The 18,571-nt window shown below is 42.9% G+C and carries 15 protein-coding genes; 9 read left to right on the top strand and 6 right to left on the bottom strand.

The features are described from left to right. Positions 1-73: 73 nt before the first annotated feature. Positions 74-2,575, bottom strand: coding sequence for a leucine--tRNA ligase (leuS, locus tag HMPREF2805_RS01865; protein WP_075231161.1), 2,502 nt, complete (start codon positions 2,573-2,575; stop codon positions 74-76). A gap of 238 nt (positions 2,576-2,813) precedes the next feature. Here leuS and HMPREF2805_RS01860 point away from each other — a divergent pair, with 238 nt between their 5' ends. From HMPREF2805_RS01860 to HMPREF2805_RS01825, 8 genes are all read left to right on the top strand, one after another. After that, positions 2,814-3,830: an NAD(P)H-dependent glycerol-3-phosphate dehydrogenase gene (locus HMPREF2805_RS01860; RefSeq protein WP_075231160.1), complete on the top strand. Its 1,017-nt coding sequence runs from the start codon at positions 2,814-2,816 to the stop codon at positions 3,828-3,830. A 21-nt stretch (positions 3,831-3,851) separates the two neighbouring features. Continuing rightward, positions 3,852-4,751: a UTP--glucose-1-phosphate uridylyltransferase GalU gene (galU, locus tag HMPREF2805_RS01855; RefSeq protein ID WP_075231159.1), complete on the top strand. Its 900-nt coding sequence runs from the start codon at positions 3,852-3,854 to the stop codon at positions 4,749-4,751. Positions 4,752-4,899: 148 nt separating this feature from the next. Continuing rightward, the gene (gene pbp1b / locus HMPREF2805_RS01850) at positions 4,900-7,395 is read left to right on the top strand and encodes a penicillin-binding protein PBP1B (protein ID WP_075231158.1); all 2,496 of its coding nucleotides are present in this window, start codon (positions 4,900-4,902) and stop codon (positions 7,393-7,395) included. A 97-nt stretch (positions 7,396-7,492) separates the two neighbouring features. After that, positions 7,493-8,404: a DMT family transporter gene (locus HMPREF2805_RS01845; RefSeq protein WP_075231170.1), complete on the top strand. Its 912-nt coding sequence runs from the start codon at positions 7,493-7,495 to the stop codon at positions 8,402-8,404. An 84-nt stretch (positions 8,405-8,488) separates the two neighbouring features. After that, on the top strand, positions 8,489-9,187 hold the full coding sequence (dapD, locus tag HMPREF2805_RS01840; RefSeq protein ID WP_000127452.1) for a 2,3,4,5-tetrahydropyridine-2,6-dicarboxylate N-acetyltransferase: 699 nt from the start codon (positions 8,489-8,491) through the stop codon (positions 9,185-9,187). A gap of 61 nt (positions 9,188-9,248) precedes the next feature. Continuing rightward, positions 9,249-10,379 carry an N-acetyldiaminopimelate deacetylase gene (locus HMPREF2805_RS01835; RefSeq protein WP_075231157.1) on the top strand — a complete coding sequence of 377 codons (1,131 nt, stop codon included), beginning with the start codon at positions 9,249-9,251 and terminating at the stop codon, positions 10,377-10,379. Between the two features lie 3 nt (positions 10,380-10,382). Continuing rightward, the gene (locus tag HMPREF2805_RS01830; RefSeq protein ID WP_075231156.1) at positions 10,383-10,922 is read left to right on the top strand and encodes a 5-formyltetrahydrofolate cyclo-ligase; all 540 of its coding nucleotides are present in this window, start codon (positions 10,383-10,385) and stop codon (positions 10,920-10,922) included. After that, on the top strand, positions 10,906-11,580 hold the full coding sequence (locus HMPREF2805_RS01825) for a rhomboid family intramembrane serine protease (protein WP_075231155.1): 675 nt from the start codon (positions 10,906-10,908) through the stop codon (positions 11,578-11,580). Before HMPREF2805_RS01830 ends, HMPREF2805_RS01825 begins: the two co-directional genes overlap by 17 nt. 76 nt (positions 11,581-11,656) lie before the next feature. Here the strand turns inward: HMPREF2805_RS01825 and HMPREF2805_RS01820 are convergent, their stop codons facing one another. From HMPREF2805_RS01820 to HMPREF2805_RS01800, 5 genes are all read right to left on the bottom strand, one after another. Then, positions 11,657-13,036: a glycoside hydrolase family 1 protein gene (locus HMPREF2805_RS01820; protein WP_075231154.1), complete on the bottom strand. Its 1,380-nt coding sequence runs from the start codon at positions 13,034-13,036 to the stop codon at positions 11,657-11,659. 110 nt (positions 13,037-13,146) lie between these two features. Next, entirely contained in the window at positions 13,147-15,000 is a 1,854-nt protein-coding gene (locus HMPREF2805_RS01815) for a proline--tRNA ligase (protein WP_075231153.1), read from the bottom strand. 17 nt (positions 15,001-15,017) lie between these two features. After that, positions 15,018-16,274 (bottom strand): RIP metalloprotease RseP, encoded by a 1,257-nt coding sequence (gene rseP / locus HMPREF2805_RS01810; protein ID WP_075231152.1) that lies wholly within the window; start codon positions 16,272-16,274, stop codon positions 15,018-15,020. A 21-nt stretch (positions 16,275-16,295) separates the two neighbouring features. Then, entirely contained in the window at positions 16,296-17,099 is an 804-nt protein-coding gene (locus HMPREF2805_RS01805; RefSeq protein WP_075231151.1) for a phosphatidate cytidylyltransferase, read from the bottom strand. Positions 17,100-17,107: 8 nt separating this feature from the next. Next, a complete protein-coding gene (locus HMPREF2805_RS01800; protein WP_075231150.1) occupies positions 17,108-17,860 on the bottom strand; it encodes an isoprenyl transferase in 753 nt (250 codons plus the stop codon). A 214-nt stretch (positions 17,861-18,074) separates the two neighbouring features. On the opposite strand from HMPREF2805_RS01800, the gene HMPREF2805_RS01795 reads away from it, so the two are divergent. Next, positions 18,075-18,470: a helix-hairpin-helix domain-containing protein gene (locus tag HMPREF2805_RS01795; RefSeq protein WP_075231149.1), complete on the top strand. Its 396-nt coding sequence runs from the start codon at positions 18,075-18,077 to the stop codon at positions 18,468-18,470. Positions 18,471-18,571 lie beyond the last annotated feature (101 nt).

Raw genomic sequence — 18,571 nt, 5'->3', positions numbered from 1 at the left:
AATATTCACAAGCTTGTTCGGCTTCAATAGTCCGGTGGACTGTTGAAGGTGGCAGATAAGGCTAATAAACTCGTTATTTCACAACAATATTAACCAATTTATTCGGTACCGCAATCACCTTAACAATTTCCTTACCATCAATCTCTGCTTTGACTTTATCGTCAGCTAGAGCGACTTCTTGCAATTCTTCACGAGAAAGGTCTTTTGCGACCATGAGTTTAGCACGGACTTTTCCTTTAATTTGAACGACGATTTCGATTTCGTCTTCAACCAATTTGCTTTCGTCCCATGTTGGCCAAGCTACATAAGAGATAGACTCGCCTGTTGCTACCACTGTTTGCCAGAGTTCTTCTGCCAAGTGAGGGGCAAATGGAGCAATCAATTGGATAAAGCCTTTGGCATAGTCTACATAGAGTTTATCTTCCTTGTTGGCAGCATTGACAAAGACCATGAGTTGGGCAATGGCTGTGTTGAATTTCATGGACTCGATTTGCTCAGTGACAGCTTTGACTGTTTCATTGTAAACCTTGTCGAGAGCACCATTGTTTTCCGCAGCGATTTCTTTACTTGTGATCAAACGGTATACACGGTCAAGGAATTTACGGCTTCCTTCCAAACCTTCTTCTGACCAAGCGATTGAAGCATCAAGTGGTCCCATGAACATTTCATAGACACGAAGGGTATCAGCACCGTATTGTTCCACCACATCGTCTGGGTTCACCACGTTCTTGAGGGATTTAGACATCTTGGCTGGTGCTTGCTCCAATTCTTCCCCTGTTTCCATGTGGAAGAATGAACCATCACGTTTTTCAACCTTGTCAGTCGCCACAAGAGCACCACGGTGGTCACGGTAGCTAGTTCCCAAGATCATTCCTTGGTTAAAGAGTTTTTGGAATGGTTCCTTAGTTGGAACGACACCGAGGTCATAGAGGAATTTATGCCAGAAACGAGCGTAAAGCAAGTGGAGCACAGCGTGTTCTGCACCACCCACATAGATATCTACTGGCAACCATTGTTTGAGGAGGTCCTCATCAGCCAATTTTTCTGTGTTATGTGGATCGATATAGCGGAGGTAGTACCAGCTTGAACCTGCCCATTGTGGCATGGTATTCGTCTCACGACGACCTTTGACACCATCTTCACGAGTCACTTCAAGCCAGTCTGTCAAGTTAGCCAATGGGCTTTCACCAGTACCTGAAGGGCGGATATCCTTGGTTACTGGCAAGACAAGTGGCAAGTCACTTTCTGGAACAGCTGTTGAAGTGCCATCTTCCCAATGAACGATTGGGATTGGTTCACCCCAGTAACGTTGACGACTAAAGAGCCAGTCACGGAGGCGGTAGGTAACTTTTTCTTGACCACAGCCTTTTTCTTCCAACCAAACCACGATTTTAGCAATCGCGTCTTCTTTGTTAAGACCATCTAGGAAACCTGAATTGACATGAAGACCGTCTTCTGTGTAGGCAGCTTCTGCTACGTTTCCGCCTTCCAGCACTTCCACAATTGGAAGGTCAAATTGTTTGGCAAATTCCCAGTCACGTTGGTCGTGGGCAGGTACGGCCATAACAGCACCAGTACCGTAGCTAGAGAGAACATAGTCGGCAATCCAGATTGGAATTTCTTTACCGTTAACAGGGTTGATAGCATAGGCACCAGTCCAAACCCCTGTTTTGTCCTTGGCAAGGTCTGTACGAGCCAAGTCTGATTTGAGGCTTGCTTGGTGTTTGTAATTAGCTACAGCCTCAGCTTGTTCCGCACTTACGATGGCATCTACTAGTTCATGCTCAGGCGCCAAAACAGTGAAGGTCGCACCAAAAAGAGTATCTGGACGAGTGGTAAAGACGGTGAATTCCTTGTCTGTTCCTTTCACCTTGAAAGTGACATTGGCACCAGTTGATTTACCAATCCAGTTGCGTTGCATATCCTTGATAGACTCTGGCCAGTCAAGGTCATCCAAGTCATTGAGCAAGCGCTCTGCATAGGCCGTGATTTTAAGCATCCATTGGCGCATTGGTTTGCGGACAACTGGATAGCCTCCACGCTCAGATGTTCCATCAGGAAGGACTTCTTCGTTGGCGATAGCTGTTCCCAGTTCCTCAACCCAGTTTACTGGCACTTCTGCTTCATAGGCCAAGCCTTTTTCATAAAGCTTGGTAAAAATCCACTGCGTCCATTTGTAGTAGTTTGGATCTGTCGTGTTGACTTCACGGTCCCAGTCGTAAGAGAATCCAAGGGCATTGATTTGGCGTTTGAAGTTGGCGATGTTTTCTGCTGTGAATTCTGCGGGGTCATTCCCAGTATCCATAGCGTATTGCTCCGCAGGCAAACCAAAAGCATCCCACCCCATTGGGTGAAGGACATTGTAGCCTTGCGCACGTTTGTAACGGCTGAGGATATCCGTTGCTGTGTAGCCCTCTGGGTGTCCTACGTGAAGGCCCGCTCCAGATGGGTAAGGGAACATGTCAAGTGCATAAAACTTTGGTTTTGATGCGTCAGTTCCTGTCTTAAAAGTATGATTGTCAGCCCAGTGTTTCTGCCACTTAGGCTCGATTTCTTTATGATTGTAAAAACTCATGGTATCTCTCCAATTTTCGTGATGTTCCTATTATACCATTTTTAGGGGAAATATTGTTCCTCTTTTCGTGTTTTTATTGTTTTGACCTATGATCACTAGACTATTTTACAAATAAATTCTAAAAATCCTCCAATATATATAATTTACCACTCAATTAATTCTTCATAAATAATATAGATGCATGATAGGGCTTTTTATGGTAGAATATAGGAAAGTGCTTTCTCAGAAGGAGGGAAATATGGACAAACAAACCATCGCTGTTTTAGGGCCTGGTTCATGGGGTACTGCGCTGTCACAAGTTCTAAATGACAACGGACACCAAGTACGTATCTGGGGAAATATTCCTGATCAAATTGACGAAATCAATACACAACATACTAACAAACGCTATTTTAAGGATACTGTATTAGACGAAAAAATTGTTGCCTATCATGATTTGACAGAAACCTTAAAGGGGGTTGATGCCGTCTTGTTTGTGGTGCCAACCAAGGTAACTAGATTGGTGGCTCAACAAGTCGCTGCTGTTTTGGATCATAAAGTGGTTGTCATGCATGCTTCAAAAGGCCTCGAGCCAAATAGTCACAAACGCCTTTCAACAATCCTAGAAGAAGAAATCCCTGAAGAGTTGCGTAGTGAGATTGTGGTTGTATCTGGTCCTAGTCACGCAGAAGAAACGATTGTGCGCGACATCACCTTGATTACGGCTGCTTCTAAAGATTTACAGACTGCTCAATATGTTCAAAAACTCTTTAGCAACCACTACTTCCGCCTTTATACCAATACGGATGTTATCGGAGTGGAAACAGCTGGTGCTCTTAAAAATATCATCGCCGTTGGTGCAGGTGCCCTTCATGGACTTGGATTTGGGGATAATGCCAAAGCTGCTATTATCACGCGCGGGCTGGCAGAAATTACCCGTCTGGGAGTTAAACTTGGAGCAAATCCATTAACTTACAGTGGACTTTCTGGGGTTGGAGATTTAATCGTTACCGGAACTTCTGTCCACTCACGTAACTGGCGTGCAGGAGATGCTCTTGGGCGTGGCGAAGCCTTGGCAGATATCGAAGCAAATATGGGAATGGTCATTGAAGGAATTTCAACAACCAAAGCTGCTTACGAATTGGCGCAAGAACTCGGAGTTTATATGCCTATTACCCAAGCCATTTACCAAGTTATTTATGAAAATGTTAATATTAAGGATGCCGTTTCTGAACTCATGAGCAATGAGTTCAAGGCAGAGAACGAGTGGTCTTAGTCACCGTTAGAAAGGAAGCTCATGAAGCAAAAAGTTAGAAAAGCCGTTATCCCTGCTGCGGGACTTGGAACTCGTTTCCTACCTGCAACTAAAGCTTTGGCCAAAGAAATGTTGCCAATCGTAGATAAACCAACCATCCAGTTTATCGTTGAAGAAGCTCTTAAATCTGGAATTGAAGATATTCTTGTGGTAACAGGAAAGTCAAAACGTTCTATCGAAGATCATTTCGACTCAAACTTCGAGTTAGAATACAACCTCAAGGAAAAAGGAAAAACCGACCTTTTGAAACTAGTTGACGAAACAACTGGTATGCGTCTTCACTTCATCCGGCAAACACACCCACGTGGACTCGGAGATGCCGTCTTACAAGCAAAGGCTTTCGTCGGAAACGAACCCTTTGTGGTCATGCTTGGAGATGACCTCATGGATATCACTGATGACAAAGCTGTTCCATTGACCAAGCAGCTCATGAATGATTATGAGAAGACTCATGCTTCTACTATCGCTGTTATGCCTGTCCCACATGAAGACGTTTCTTCATACGGTGTCATCGCTCCTCAGGGTGAAGGAAATGACGGTCTTTACAGTGTTGAAACCTTCGTTGAAAAACCAGCACCTGAAGACGCACCAAGTGATCTAGCCATCATCGGTCGTTACCTCCTCACACCTGAGATTTTCGGTATTCTTGAAAATCAAACACCAGGAGCAGGAAATGAAATCCAGCTAACAGATGCTATCGATACTCTCAACAAAACCCAACGAGTATTTGCTCGTGAGTTTAAAGGTTCTCGTTACGATGTTGGAGACAAGTTTGGATTCATGAAGACTTCCATCGAATACGCTCTTAAACACCCACAAGTCAAAGACCACTTGAAGGACTACTTGATTAATCTTGGAAAAGAACTTTCAGGAGACAAATAAACAATTTACCAAACAGTCAGATTTAACTTAAATCTGGCTTTTTTGATGTCTAAATTTCGAACTCCAATCCCTATCCAAAGCCCTGTTTTAAGCCTAATTTCTTGCAAGAGATGCTTTTATGGTATAATAATAAAGAGTGAGGAATTCTATGAACAAACATGTAACAAGAATCAAACAAAAAGGACTGGCCTTACTTGGGTCTCTAAAATTAACAATTTCCAAAAAAAATCCAGATAAAAATAAGAAAGTCAAAACAAAACTAACCATTTGGACTATTGGGGCCAAGATTTTACTTGGAATAAAAGCAACTTTTAACACACTTTTCATCCTAGCTTTTATTGGCGGTCTCCTCGGGACTGGGGTTGTTTTGGGGTATGCTGTTTCTCTCTTTGATCAAGTTAGTGTCCCTCAAACGGAGGATTTGGTTAAACAGGTCAACAATATTTCATCTATTTCTGAGATTCGCTATGCAGATGGTTCTATGATTGGGGCTATCGAGAGCGATCTTTTGCGAACATCTGTCGCATCCGATGCCATCTCAGAGAATCTCAAGCAAGCTATCGTTGCAACCGAGGACGAACACTTTGCAGAGCACAATGGTGTCGTTCCTAAAGCTGTCATTCGTGCCAGTCTAGGAAACTTTATCAGCCTTGGTTCTTCGAGTGGTGGTTCTACCCTAACACAACAGCTCATCAAACAACAAGTAGTTGGTGATACTCCTACGCTTGCTCGTAAAGCTAGTGAAATCGTAGATGCTCTAGCCCTAGAACGTGCTATGAATAAGGATGAAATCCTGACTACCTATCTAAATGTTGCACCTTTTGGTCGCAATAACAAGGGGCAAAATATCGCAGGTGCTCAGCAGGCTGCAACTGGGATTTTCGGAGTGGATGCTAGTAAACTAACCATTCCTCAAGCAGCTTTCCTAGCAGGTTTACCACAAAGCCCTATTTCCTACTCACCTTATGAGTCTACTGGTGAGATGAAGAGCGAAGAAGATATTGAACTTGGAATCAAGCGCTCAAAAGATGTTCTTTACAATATGTACAGAACTGGAGTCCTTAGCCAAGAAGATTACGAAACCTATAAAGCGTACGATATTAAGAAAGACTTCTTGCCAGCAGAAAATGTCAACGTAACTGCTAAAGGTTTCCTCTACTTCACTGCGCTTGATGAGGCGACGAACCTCATGTACGATTATCTGGTCAAAAAAGATAACGTTTCTGCACCAGAACTAAAGAACGAATCTATCCAAAAATCTTATCATGAATTGGCTGAAAAAGAGATTCAAAATGGTGGTTACCGTATCACAACTACAATTGATAAAGCTATCCATACAGCCATGCAAGGTGCAGTTGCAAACTATGGCTACCTTGTCGATGATGATACTGGTCAACCAGAAGTCGGAAATGTCTTGATGGATAACCAAACAGGCGCCATTTTAGGATTTGTCGGTGGTCGTGATTACCAAAGTAATCAAAACAACCACGCCTTTAACACTAAAAGGTCTCCTGCTTCAACTACTAAACCAATCCTAGCCTACAGTATTGCGATTGACCAAGGTTTGATGGGAAGTGCAAGCATCTTATCTAACTACCCAACTAACTTCTCTAACGGAAATCCGATCATGTATGTCAATAGTTCTGGTACTGCCATGATGAGTCTGAAAGAAGCTCTGAATTACTCTTGGAATATCCCAGCCTACTGGACCTATCAGTTACTTCTTCAAAAAGGAGTTGATGTCCGTTCCTACATGGAAAAAATGGGCTACGAGATTCCAGAATATGGCATTGAAAGTCTTCCTATGGGGGGAGGAATCGATGTCACTGTTGCCCAGCATACAAACGGCTACCAAACCTTGGCTAACAATGGTGTTTACCATAAGAAATACATGATTTCAAAAATCGAGAAGACCAGCGGCGAGGTTATCTATGAGCACAAAGACGAACCTGTACAAGTCTACTCTAAAGCAACTGCAACCATTATGCAGAGCTTACTAAGAGATGTTATTTCTTCCCAAGTGACTTCAAGCTTCCAGAGCGATCTTGCCACTATCAACCCAAGTTTAGCGGGTGCTGACTGGATTGGTAAAACTGGTACGACCAATGAAGATGGCGATATGTGGCTCATGCTTTCAACACCAAGATTAACCCTTGGTGGTTGGCTTGGTCATGATGATAACCGACCACTTGGTAAAGGTGCAGGACACTACCGTAATGCAAAATATATGGCTCATCTGGTAAATGCCATTCAACAAGCAGCCCCTTCTTCTTGGGGTTCAGAACGTTTCAAACTCGATTCAAGTGTCACTTCATCACAAGTCCTCAAATCAACTGGTCAAAAACCAGGTAAGGTTACTATCAATGGTAAAGAGATTAATGTGACTGGTGAAATGGTAACAAGTTACTGGGCTAACCAAAATGGTGCTCCGACTACCACTTATAAATTCGCTATTGGTGGAAGCGATGCAGACTACCAAAATGCTTGGAACACCATTTTAGGAAGTCTGCCTAAAGCATCTTCTTCCTCATCAAACAATAACAATAGTAGTAACAATAATAATCGTAGTAATACTTCTAATAGTAACGTGAACAGTAATAGTGGCTCTAGTTCCAATAATAGAAGCAGCAATCAACAGCGCTAACTAGCACAATCATTGAGAGTGGGAAAGAAAATTTCTGAAAGAAATGATTTTTCTCCACTCTCTTTTTTCTTTTTTCATTTCATGGTACAATAGCAACATGAATAAATATCAAAAGAATATTTTTAAGGGAACCATTTATTCTCTCCTATCTGGCTTGATCTGGGGGATCTGTGGAATCTTAGGAGAGTACTTTTTTTCACATTATCAAGTATCTTCAGGGTGGATTACTTCTATGCGTCTACTCGTCGCAGGTGGTTTCGTAATCGTCTTATCTAGTCTTAAACTCCAGTCCCAACTCTTCGAGATCTGGAAAAATCGAAACAATTACCTGCCTTTTCTGGCCTATGCCATCTTAGGGATTTTTTCTGTTCAGTTTTTCTTCTATCTCTGTGTCGAGTATTCCAACGCTACAACTGCAACCATCCTCCAATTTATCAGTCCTGTCTTCATTCTTATCTACAACCGCATTATCTACAAGAAAAAAGCTTCTAAAAAAGCGATCTTCTATGTTCTGACTGCTATGCTTGGGGTCTTTTTGATGGCTACCAAAGGCGATTTGTCTAAGCTATCCATCACTCCTCTTGCTTTACTGACTGGACTTCTCAGTGCCCTAGGCGTCATGTTCAATGTCATCTTACCCCAACGTTTCGCTAAAAAATACGGTTTTGTGCCAACTGTTGGCTGGGGAATGATTATCGCTGGACTTTTTAGTAATTTTCTCTACCCCGTTTATAAGATTAGCTTCCAGGTTGATACCATCAGTATCTGTATTTGTTTGACTATTGCCTTTTTGGGAACTGCCTTTGCCTTTTTCCTATCGATGAAGGCCGTCTCTCTCGTTTCCCCATTGGTGGTGTCGGTCGTTAGCGCAAGCGAACCTCTATCCTCTGCTATCCTCAGTGTCCTTTTCCTTGGCATGATTCTGGATGGTTTCTTGGTACTAGCCATGATTTTGATTATCGTTCCTATGGTTTTCTTGTCCATTGAAGAATCTAAATCCAAGAATTAAACACCTTCTTTTAACACTTAAGGCTTCAAAATTAAAGCCTTTTTTGGTAGAATAGTAAGCATTACAAAGAGTGAGGAGACACCTATGACTGCTACAAAAATGAATGCTCAAGAAATTATCCAATTTATCGCAAATGCTGAGAAAAAGACAAGTGTAAAAGTGACCTTTGAGGGACAACTTGCCGGAGCTATCCCTGCTTCTGTTATCAAGCTTGGGAATGTTCTCTTTGGAGACTGGAAAGATATCGCTCCACTTCTTGATGGACTAACAGAAAACAAGGACTATGTTGTTGAACAAGACGCTCGCAACTCGGCTGTACCTCTCCTTGATAAACGTGATATCAATGCTCGTATCGAGCCAGGCGCTATCATCCGTGACCAAGTTGAGATTGGTGACAATGCTGTTATCATGATGGGTGCTGTTATCAATATCGGTGCTGAAATCGGTGCTGGCACTATGATTGATATGGGAGCTATTCTGGGCGGACGCGCTATTGTCGGTAAAAATAGCCACGTTGGCGCAGGTGCTGTTCTTGCAGGCGTTATCGAGCCAGCTAGTGCTGAGCCTGTTCGTGTCGGTGACAATGTTCTCATCGGTGCTAACGCTGTGGTTATCGAAGGTGTTCAAATCGGTAGCGGTTCTGTTGTTGCAGCAGGAGCAATCGTCACTCAAGATGTTCCAGAAAATGTTGTGGTAGCTGGTGTCCCAGCTCGTGTTATCAAGGAAATCGATAGCCAAACCCAACAAAAAACAGCGCTAGAAGATGCGCTTCGCACCTTGTAATTAGTAACAGAGGCGGAAACTTTTCCAGCCTCTTTCTCGTATCAATAGAAGGAAATTAACTATGTTAGATTTGATTCAAACTCGACGCGATCTTCACCAAATTCCTGAGATTGGTTTAGAAGAATTCAAGACTCATGCTTATTTACTCAATGTTATTGAGAAATTAACAGCTGGTAAGGATTTTGTTCAGATTCGTACTTGGCGAACGGGTATTTTAGTTTACTTGCAGGGAAGTCAGCCAGAAGGTACCATTGGTTGGCGGACAGATATTGATGGACTCCCAATCGTTGAACAAACAGGTCTTCCTTTTGCCTCTCAACACCCAGACCGTATGCATGCTTGTGGACATGATTTTCACATGACCATTGCCCTAGGAAGTCTCGAACGTGCTCTAGAAAACCAACCTAAAAACAATCTCCTCTTTCTCTTCCAGCCTGCCGAGGAAAATGAAGCAGGTGGCATGCTCATGTATGAAGATGGGGCCTTTGGCGACTGGTTGCCTGACCAATTCTATGGGCTTCATGTTCGTCCAGACCTAAAAGTTGGACAGATTGCGACCAATACTCATACACTCTTTGCAGGAACTTGCGAAGTCAAGATTCGCTTCAAGGGTAAAGGTGGTCACGCCGCCTTTCCACATCAAGCAAACGACGCTCTGGTTGCAGCTAGCTATTTTGTCACTCAAGTTCAATCGGTTGTCAGCCGTAATGTTGATCCTATCGAGGGAGCTGTCGTCACTTTCGGTGTTTTTCAAGCTGGGACAACCAACAATGTCATTGCTGATACAGCCTTCTTGCATGGAACTATCCGAGCTCTTACACACAACATGAGCCTCTTGGTGCAAAAACGTGTCAAAGTCATCGCTGAAGGTGTTGCAGCTGCTTTTGATATGGAAGTGGAAGTTGAACTCAAGCAGGGAGGTTATTTGCCAGTCGAAAACAACCCTGAATTAGCCCAGGAATTGATGACCTTCTTTGATGAAAAAGAGGGCATTGAACTAATCGATATCGAGCCTGCTATGACAGGGGAGGACTTTGGTTATCTTCTCTCCAAGGTTCCTGGTGTCATGTTCTGGCTTGGAATTGATAGTCCCTATGCTCTTCACCATCCACAGATGAGTCCTAAGGAAGAAGCTCTGGCAATTGGAGTCGAGGCTGTATCAAGCTTTTTAGCCAAGAAAGCTGCGGAGTAAACAATGAAAAAAGCCCTACGCAAGCAGGTCTTGCAAGAACTCAAATTTCTATCATCCGAAGAAAAGGAAGTCATGGACGCTTGGTTGACTGAGCAACTACTTCTACATCCCTTCTACAAGGAAGCAAAAACCATCGCCACTTACCTGTCTTTTCCTCATGAATTTCAGACAGCTAGACTCATTGAACAAGCTCAAAAAGATGGGAAAACCATCCTCATTCCCAAAACTTATCCACAAGGGAAAATGGACTTTGTGATCTATGAACCAGAGAAACTCAAAAGAAATTCTTTTGGTCTTCTTGAACCTCAAGGAGAGTTCACAATCCTTGAACCCTCTCAGATTGACCTGATTCATGTTCCTGGTTTGGCTTTCAATCCTTCTGCTTATCGGATTGGCTACGGTGGTGGTTATTATGATCGCTACTTAGAGCATTTCCCAGGTCACACCATCAGTACACTTTATCCTTGTCAGATTCAGGACTTCCAGCCTGATTCACATGATATTCCTGTTGAGGAGGTACTTATCTATGAAAGAGATTTTTGATCGTCGTTATCCTGTCACGAGCTTCTTTCTACTCGTGACAAGCCTGGTTTTTGTACTCATGTTTCTAACCAGTGGTTTCAACTATACCAGCGCAGCCACCTTGTATAAATTCGGAGCTGTGTATCCCCCTGCTATCAAGGCTATGCCTGAACAAATCTGGCGCTTATTCTCGGCAACCTTTGTCCATATTGGCTTGGAGCACTTTTTAGTCAATATGCTATCCCTCTACTTTTTGGGACGTCAGATGGAGCAAATCTTTGGCTCCAAACAGTTTTTCTTTATCTACCTTCTATCAGGTATGATGGGAAATCTCTTTGTCCTAGTTTTTAGTCCCAATACCATTACTGCAGGTGCTTCAACTGCCCTCTACGGTATGTTCGCTTCTATTGTCGTTCTTCGTTATGCCTCACGCAACTCCTATCTTCAACAGCTTGGTCAATCCTACCTCTCCCTCTTGGTCATCAACCTAGTAGGAAGTATTTTAATGCCTGGTATCAGCCTTACTGGACATGTCGGGGGAGCTGTCGGCGGTGCATTACTAGCTATCGTCTTCCCAGTTCGAGGAGAACGAAAGATTTACAGCTCAGGCCAACGTTGTCTAGCAACCCTATCCTTTATTGCTTTATCAGCTTTACTACTTTTTATCGGACTATTATAAGAACAAGAAAAACCATTGGAAAAACTCGAAAAGAATTGAGGTCCAATGGTTTTTTTGAATCTATTTGAAAAGTAGTTTAAAACCCATTATTTTCGCTGAGTTCTTTGAACCAGTGGCCTGATTTTTTCAGACGGCGTTCTTGCGTTTCAAGATCAAGCTCGACCAAACCATAACGGTTTTTATAGCTATTGAGCCATGACCAGCAATCGATAAAGGTCCAGATCAAGTAGCCTTTACAGTTGGCACCATCTTCAATGGCACGATGAAGTTCACGAAGGTGACCTTTGACAAAGTCAATACGATAATCATCCTGAATCATTCCATTTTCGCGGAATTTATCTTCACCTTCAACGCCCATCCCATTCTCCGTCAACATCCACTCGATATTATCATAGTTTTCCTTGATGTTTTGAGCGATATGATAAATTCCTTGCTCGTAGATTTCCCAACCGCGGTGCGGATTGATCTTACGACCTGGCATGACATAAGGTTCATAAAAATGTTCTGGCAAGAGCGGGCTATCAGGATGCTTAGCAAAACGTGGCGCCATGACACGCAAAGGCTGGTAGTAGTTGACTCCAAGGAAATCTACTGTGTGCTCACGAATAAGTTCCAACTCCTCAGCTGTAGAATCTGGTAGCAAATTATGCTCAGCTAAAATTTCCACCAATTCTTCTGGATAAGTTCCCAAGACAGATGGATCTAGGAAAGATTGAGCTTGGAACAGATCAGCAATGCGTGCAGCTTTGACATCCGCAGGATGCTGACTACGTGGATAGGCTGGTGTCAAGTTGAGGACAATCCCAATCTTAGAACCCAGCAACATTTCGTGACAAGCCTTCACCGCAAGAGTGCTGGCTAACTGGGTATGATAGGCAACCTTTACTGCTGCTTTGGCATCTACTTTATGAGGATAATGGGCATCATAGAAATAGCCGAACTCCACAGGAACGATAGGTTCATTGAAGGTAATCCACTGGTCCACCAAGTCTCCATAAGTTTCAAAACAGAAACGAGCATAGTCTTCATAAGCCTTGATGGTTGCCTTATTTTCCCAACCATCCCCATCTTCTTGAAGGGCAAAAGGCAGGTCAAAGTGATAAAGATTGACTAAGAGGCGAATACCCTTGGCCTTGATGGCTTCAAATACCTGACGGTAGAAAGCCACCCCTTGAGGGTTGACTTCTCCACGGCCCTGTGGGAAAATACGAGACCACTGGATAGAAGTTCGAAAGGCTGTGTGGCCAGTTTCTAACAAGAGTTCGATATCCTTTTCCCAGTTTTCATAGAAGGTCGACGTTTTGTCTGGTCCAATACTATTATAGTAACGATTTGGCTCTACTTGAAACCAATAATCCCAGAGATTATCTCCCTTGCCATCACCAGGCACTCGTCCTTCTGTCTGCGGCCCAGAAGTTGAGGAACCCCAGACAAAATTCTTTGGAAATTTTAGCATAGTACTACCTCTTTATTTACTCTTTTTATGTTTATTTTATCTCATTATAAAGAAAAAACAAGGCAAAAACTAGTTACATTTTTGTCTTGTTTTTCTTCTGATTATAGATTTTATTTATTTGTTAGGATTTCAAGGGTTTCAAGCAAGCTATCTGCGTGAACTTCGATTGTATCTCCTGTCGCCTTAATCTTCACTTCTACGATTCCATCCGCTGCTTTTTTACCAACAGTGATACGGATTGGAAGACCAATCAAGTCGCTATCGCTGAATTTAACACCGACACGTTCGTTACGGTCATCCGTCAAGACTTCGTAGCCTTTATTTACCAAAGCTTCTTCGATACGATTTGTCAATGTAAGACTTGCTTCATCCTTGACGTTAACTGGAACCAAATGCACATCAAATGGCGCCAATTCTTTAGGGAAGTTGATTCCCCAAGCGTAACGATATTCGCCTTTTGGAGTTTTGTTGACAAAGAGGCGAGCGTGTTGCTCCATGACTGCTGAAAGGAGACGGCTCACACCGATACCGTAGCAGCCCATGATGATTGGCACAGCACGACCATTTTCATCCAAGACATCTGCACCCATGCTTGCTGAGTAACGAGTACCGAGTTTGAAAATGTGACCAATTTCAATACCACGCGCAAAATTGAGAACACCTTGTCCGTCTGGTGAAATTTCACCTTCACGAACTTCACGGATATCCACATACTCAGCAGTGAAATCACGACCTGGGTTGACACCAGTCAAGTGGTAACCATCTTGGTTGGCACCAGCAACAGCATTGCGACTATCTTGCACCTTGCGGTCTGCGATAATCTTGACATGTTCTGGAAGATTGACTGGGCCAAGTGAACCAAAGTCCGCTCCCAACAATTCTTTCACTCCTGCCTCAGTTGCTGGCTCCAAGAAATCTGCTCCAAGGTAGTTTTTCAATTTGACTTCATTAAGTTGGTCGTTGCCAACCAATAGAGCTACAACTGGCTCTTGGTCTGCGATATAAACCAAGGTCTTGATTGTTTGCTCTTCAGAGATATTCAAGAAGGCTGCTACTTCATCAATTGATTTGACACCTGGTGTTTCCACACGTGCCACTTCTTCTTCAGTCACAACACGGTTGCTTGGTTTGTACTCGTTGGTTGCCATTTCCAAGTTGGCTGCATAGCTTGACTCGCTTGAGTAGGCAATAGTATCTTCACCAGAAACCATCCATTTGAGCAATTCTGCCTTGATTTCTTCTTGCACTTCTGCAGGAATCTCGTCAAATGATGCGACAGACTTGTCTAACACCACCCAACGATCAAGGTCTGTACGAGCAGGTGTGATGGCCATAAACTCTTGGCTATCCTTACCACCCATAGCTCCACCGTCTCCGATGATGGCTTTAAAGTCCAAGCCACTACGAGTGAAGATACGCTCGTAAGCTGCCTTGTACTCATCATAAGTTACATCCAAACTATCGTAGTTAGCGTGGAAGCTATAACCATCTTTCATGATGAACTCACGGGTACGAAGAAGTCCATTACGTGGACGTTTTTCATCACGGTACTTAGGCTGGATTTGGTACAAGTTCAGTGGTAATTGCTTGTAAGACTTAACAGAATCACGGACAATAGCTGTGAAGGTTTCTTCGTGAGTTGGACCCAAGATAAAGTCTGACTTCTCACGGTTTTTCAATTTATATAAGTCTTCCCCGTAGGTTTCATAACGGCCAGATTCACGCCAAAGGTCAGCGCTTAGAAGGGCTGGAGTCAACATCTCAACGGCACCCATCTTCTCAAACTCTTGACGCATGATGTTCTTGGCTTTTTCGATAACACGGTTAGCAAGTGGCAGGTAGGAATAGACACCTGCAGATACTTGACGAACATAACCAGCACGCAACATAAGGGCGTGGCTGATAACTTGAGCATCGCTTGGCATTTCGCGAAGCGTTGGGATAAGCATTTTACTTTGTTTCATAATTACTCCTCTAATTCTTAAAAGAAGGTTCGCATGATGTCGTTCCATGTTACAGCGAGCATCAATACGACCATAATGACAACTCCAACCAGAGTGACATAGGTTTCAATTTCTTGTTTTAGTGGTTTGCGACGGATCGCTTCTAGGATATTGAGCACGATTTTTCCACCATCTAGCGCAGGGATTGGAATCAAGTTAAAAATCCCGATATTGATGGAAATCATAGCCAAGAAGAACAAGACATTCTCAAGACCATTTTTAGCAGCATCACTACTTGCCTTAAAGATAGCAACAGGACCGCCTAGCTTATTCAAATCTGGTTGGAAGATCAAGCTTTTCAAAGCATTGAGAATACGCAAGGCTGAGTCAGCCGCACTTGTAAATCCACCCATAAACATGGACCAGATATCTGATTTGAGTCTTGGCTGAACACCCAGGATATAACGACCTTGACTTTCTTCAGGTGCCACACTCACTTGTTTTTCAGTTCCACTCTCAGCAATAGTCACATCCAAAACAGGCGCTGTTTTATCCTTGGTTTCTGCATCAACAGCCTGAATTAAATCTGCCCAGTTTGAAATCTCGTGACTGCCGACCTTAGTGATTTGGGCCGTATTTTCAACTCCAACCTTAGCCAAAGCGCTATCTGGAATAATGCTGAAATTGTTCGTTTGCGTATCACGAACGCCACCTTGCATGAAAATCAAAATCCAGAAGACGATAACTCCTAGGATAAAGTTATTCATAGGACCAGCAAAGTTGGTGATCATTTTACCCCAGACAGTCGCATTCTGATATTGGACGTCTAAGGGAGCGATACGAACTTCCGTTCCATCAGCTTCCACGATAGTCGCATCATGGTCTACTGAGAAAGTCTTTTCCTCTTCTAAGACCAAGCCTCTAATAAAGAGTTTATCCTCAAAATCAAACTGAGTAACCTGCATAGGCAGAGCTGTCTGGTCAACCTTTTTACCAGAGAGATTGATGCGTTTGACCTTACCATCCGCTGCCAATGTTAGGCTTGCAGGAGTTCCAGTCTTAATTTCTGTCGTATCTTCACCCCAACCTGCCATCCGAACGTAACCACCAAGTGGCAGGAGACGAATGGTATAAGCAGTTCCATCTTTTCCTATGTGGGCAAAGATTTTGGGGCCCATACCGATAGCAAATTCACGAACTAAAATCCCAGATTTCTTAGCAAAGTAAAAATGTCCGAATTCGTGAACCACTACGATAATCCCAAAGACCAGGATAAATGTTAGTAATCCTATCATTTAATTTCTATTTACCTTTCCTTAAAATAAGCCAAAGAGGTGCATAATAGGGAAGACAGCCAGCATGCAATCAAAACGATCCAATACCCCACCATGACCTGGGATAAACTTGCCTGAGTCTTTGACGCCAAAGTGACGTTTCATAGCACTTTCAATTAAATCTCCCAACTGACCAGCTATACTAAAGAAAATAGCAAAGACCATCATTTTGTAAATCCCATAAGGTAAAGCAACAGTACTATCAACTAGCATAAAAATCAAAGTCACTAGCATAGCAGCCAAGATACCCCCCATAGCACCCTCTATAGTCTTGTTAGGGGAAACTCTCGGAGCTAGCTTTCTCTTACCAAACTTCATCCCTACTAGATAGGCGCCACTATCGGTTGCCCAGACCATACAAAGCCCCAAAAGCGCCTTATCCAAACCTGCGATACGAGCATCGACCAAAGCATTAAAGCCAAAGCCAACATAAAAACTCATGGCAATCGGAAAAACAGCATCCTCAATAGTATAGTTCTTGCTGAAGACTGTTGCCCCTAGTAAAATCAGTATCACGACACTATAAGCTACAACATTCCCATCTACAGGTAAAAACTTCCAGTAGTTTTCCAAAGGTACGGTCAGAGCAAAAGTCGCTAGTAAAGTCAAGAGACCTTCAGGCGTCATGGTATTTAAACCCTTCATGCGCAGTAACTCATGTACTCCCAACATAGCCACAACCCCCATGGCAATCTGGAGCCATAAGCCACCAATCGCCAAGATTGGGATAAAGATAGCCAAGGCCAAGATAGCAAAAAGGGTTCTCTTTTGTAAATCCTGTATCATAATATCTCCTAAACTCCTCCAAAACGACGGTTGCGACGATTGTACTCGATGATAGCATCTTTCAAGGCTTCCTCATCAAAGTCAGGCCACAAGACATCCGTGAAATAGAGCTCGCTATAAGCAGCCTGCCAAGGCAAGAAATTACTCAAACGAAGTTCACCGCTGGTCCGAATAATCAAGTCAGGATCACGCAAGACTTTTGGCAAATGTCCCGTAAAGAGGTATTCCCCAATCAATTCCTCTGTGATATCACCAGGATTGATCTTAGCATCTAAAACATCCTGTGCAATCAACTTGACCGCTTGTGTAATTTCAGCTCGTCCACCATAATTAAGGGCAAAATTGAGAATCAATCCTGTATTTAACTTAGTCAGCTCTTCTGCCTTTTTAAGAGCATCAAAAGTCTGCTTCGGCAAACGATCAGTCTCCCCAATCATTTGAATCTTCATGTTCTTCTGATGCAATTCGGGAACAAACTTATCATAAAATTCAACAGGTAAGTTCATGATAAACTTGACTTCCTGGTCTGGACGTGTCCAATTTTCAGTTGAGAAGGCATAGACCGTCAAGGCTTTGACACCCATATCACTAGCAGCAATCGCTACCTTTCTCAATGCATCCATCCCAGCCTTATGCCCAAAGACACGTGGCTGCATCCGTTTTTTAGCCCAACGGCCATTCCCATCCATAATAACACCGATGTGGTCGGGCACCATTGTGGGGGCTTCTGTTGCTTTATCTTTTTTTAAAAATCCAAACATGATTGTATTCCTATTCAAAATCTATCGTTTCATTATACCATATTTTTCATTTTTCTTCTATTATCGTCTATCATTCTACGGTGAAATTTCCCATATATTTCCTATATTTTCAGTATACCAAGCCTTGCAATTCCTAAAGAAAGTTGATACAATAAAACCATAGAGATTCAATCCTTGTTCAGCCACAGGGATTTTTTATTGAAAGGATTTTATCATGTCAAAGACACTCCAACGTAAAAAACAATTGAGAAACAGCCTACGTCGCTCAGGTGCATTTTCAAGCACTGTAAACAAGGTTGTCGAAGAAACAAAAAAAGTTGTAAAACATGCTGAAAAAGCAGCAAGCGATGCAGGTAAAGCTGTCTCTAAAAATGTTGAAAAAACTGTAGAAGCAACCAAAGAGCAAGCTCAAAAAGTTGCTACTTCTGTAGAAGATTTCGCAGCTAACCTAGGGGGACTTTCAGTTGACCGTGCTAAAACTTTCTACGATGAAGGGATCAAGTCTGCTGCTGACTTTAAAAACTGGACGGAAAAAGAACTCCTTGCCTTGAAAGGAATCGGTCCAGCTACTATCAAGAAATTAAAAGAAAACGGCATCAAGTTCAAGTAATCTTTCTTGTTCCTTGCTTTTCCGTCAAAAACTTGTTAAAATAAAGCCATTAGAGGTGTTTTGAGTCCCACATTTTACAGAAAGTGGCGGTGCTGAGAAGT

This window comes from Streptococcus sp. HMSC034E03, from assembly GCF_001811505.1.
Lineage (GTDB): Bacteria > Bacillota > Bacilli > Lactobacillales > Streptococcaceae > Streptococcus.
Note: the sequence above shows the minus strand (reverse complement) of the source record. Positions and strands in the feature narration are given on the sequence as shown.

Excerpts from the sequence above, each read along its gene's own strand:
- rseP (WP_075231152.1), bottom strand. The coding sequence starts at position 16,274 with ATGATAGGATTACTAACATTTATCCTGGTCTTTGGGATTATCGTAGTG.
- HMPREF2805_RS01815 (WP_075231153.1), bottom strand. The coding sequence starts at position 15,000 with ATGAAACAAAGTAAAATGCTTATCCCAACGCTTCGCGAAATGCCAAGC.
- HMPREF2805_RS01795 (WP_075231149.1), top strand. The coding sequence starts at position 18,075 with ATGTCAAAGACACTCCAACGTAAAAAACAATTGAGAAACAGCCTACGT.
- HMPREF2805_RS01825 (WP_075231155.1), top strand. The coding sequence starts at position 10,906 with ATGAAAGAGATTTTTGATCGTCGTTATCCTGTCACGAGCTTCTTTCTA.
- galU (WP_075231159.1), top strand. The coding sequence starts at position 3,852 with ATGAAGCAAAAAGTTAGAAAAGCCGTTATCCCTGCTGCGGGACTTGGA.
- HMPREF2805_RS01845 (WP_075231170.1), top strand. The coding sequence starts at position 7,493 with ATGAATAAATATCAAAAGAATATTTTTAAGGGAACCATTTATTCTCTC.
- HMPREF2805_RS01800 (WP_075231150.1), bottom strand. The coding sequence starts at position 17,860 with ATGTTTGGATTTTTAAAAAAAGATAAAGCAACAGAAGCCCCCACAATG.
- HMPREF2805_RS01860 (WP_075231160.1), top strand. The coding sequence starts at position 2,814 with ATGGACAAACAAACCATCGCTGTTTTAGGGCCTGGTTCATGGGGTACT.
- HMPREF2805_RS01835 (WP_075231157.1), top strand. The coding sequence starts at position 9,249 with ATGTTAGATTTGATTCAAACTCGACGCGATCTTCACCAAATTCCTGAG.
- leuS (WP_075231161.1), bottom strand. The coding sequence starts at position 2,575 with ATGAGTTTTTACAATCATAAAGAAATCGAGCCTAAGTGGCAGAAACAC.
- pbp1b (WP_075231158.1), top strand. The coding sequence starts at position 4,900 with ATGAACAAACATGTAACAAGAATCAAACAAAAAGGACTGGCCTTACTT.
- dapD (WP_000127452.1), top strand. The coding sequence starts at position 8,489 with ATGACTGCTACAAAAATGAATGCTCAAGAAATTATCCAATTTATCGCA.
- HMPREF2805_RS01805 (WP_075231151.1), bottom strand. The coding sequence starts at position 17,099 with ATGATACAGGATTTACAAAAGAGAACCCTTTTTGCTATCTTGGCCTTG.
- HMPREF2805_RS01830 (WP_075231156.1), top strand. The coding sequence starts at position 10,383 with ATGAAAAAAGCCCTACGCAAGCAGGTCTTGCAAGAACTCAAATTTCTA.
- HMPREF2805_RS01820 (WP_075231154.1), bottom strand. The coding sequence starts at position 13,036 with ATGCTAAAATTTCCAAAGAATTTTGTCTGGGGTTCCTCAACTTCTGGG.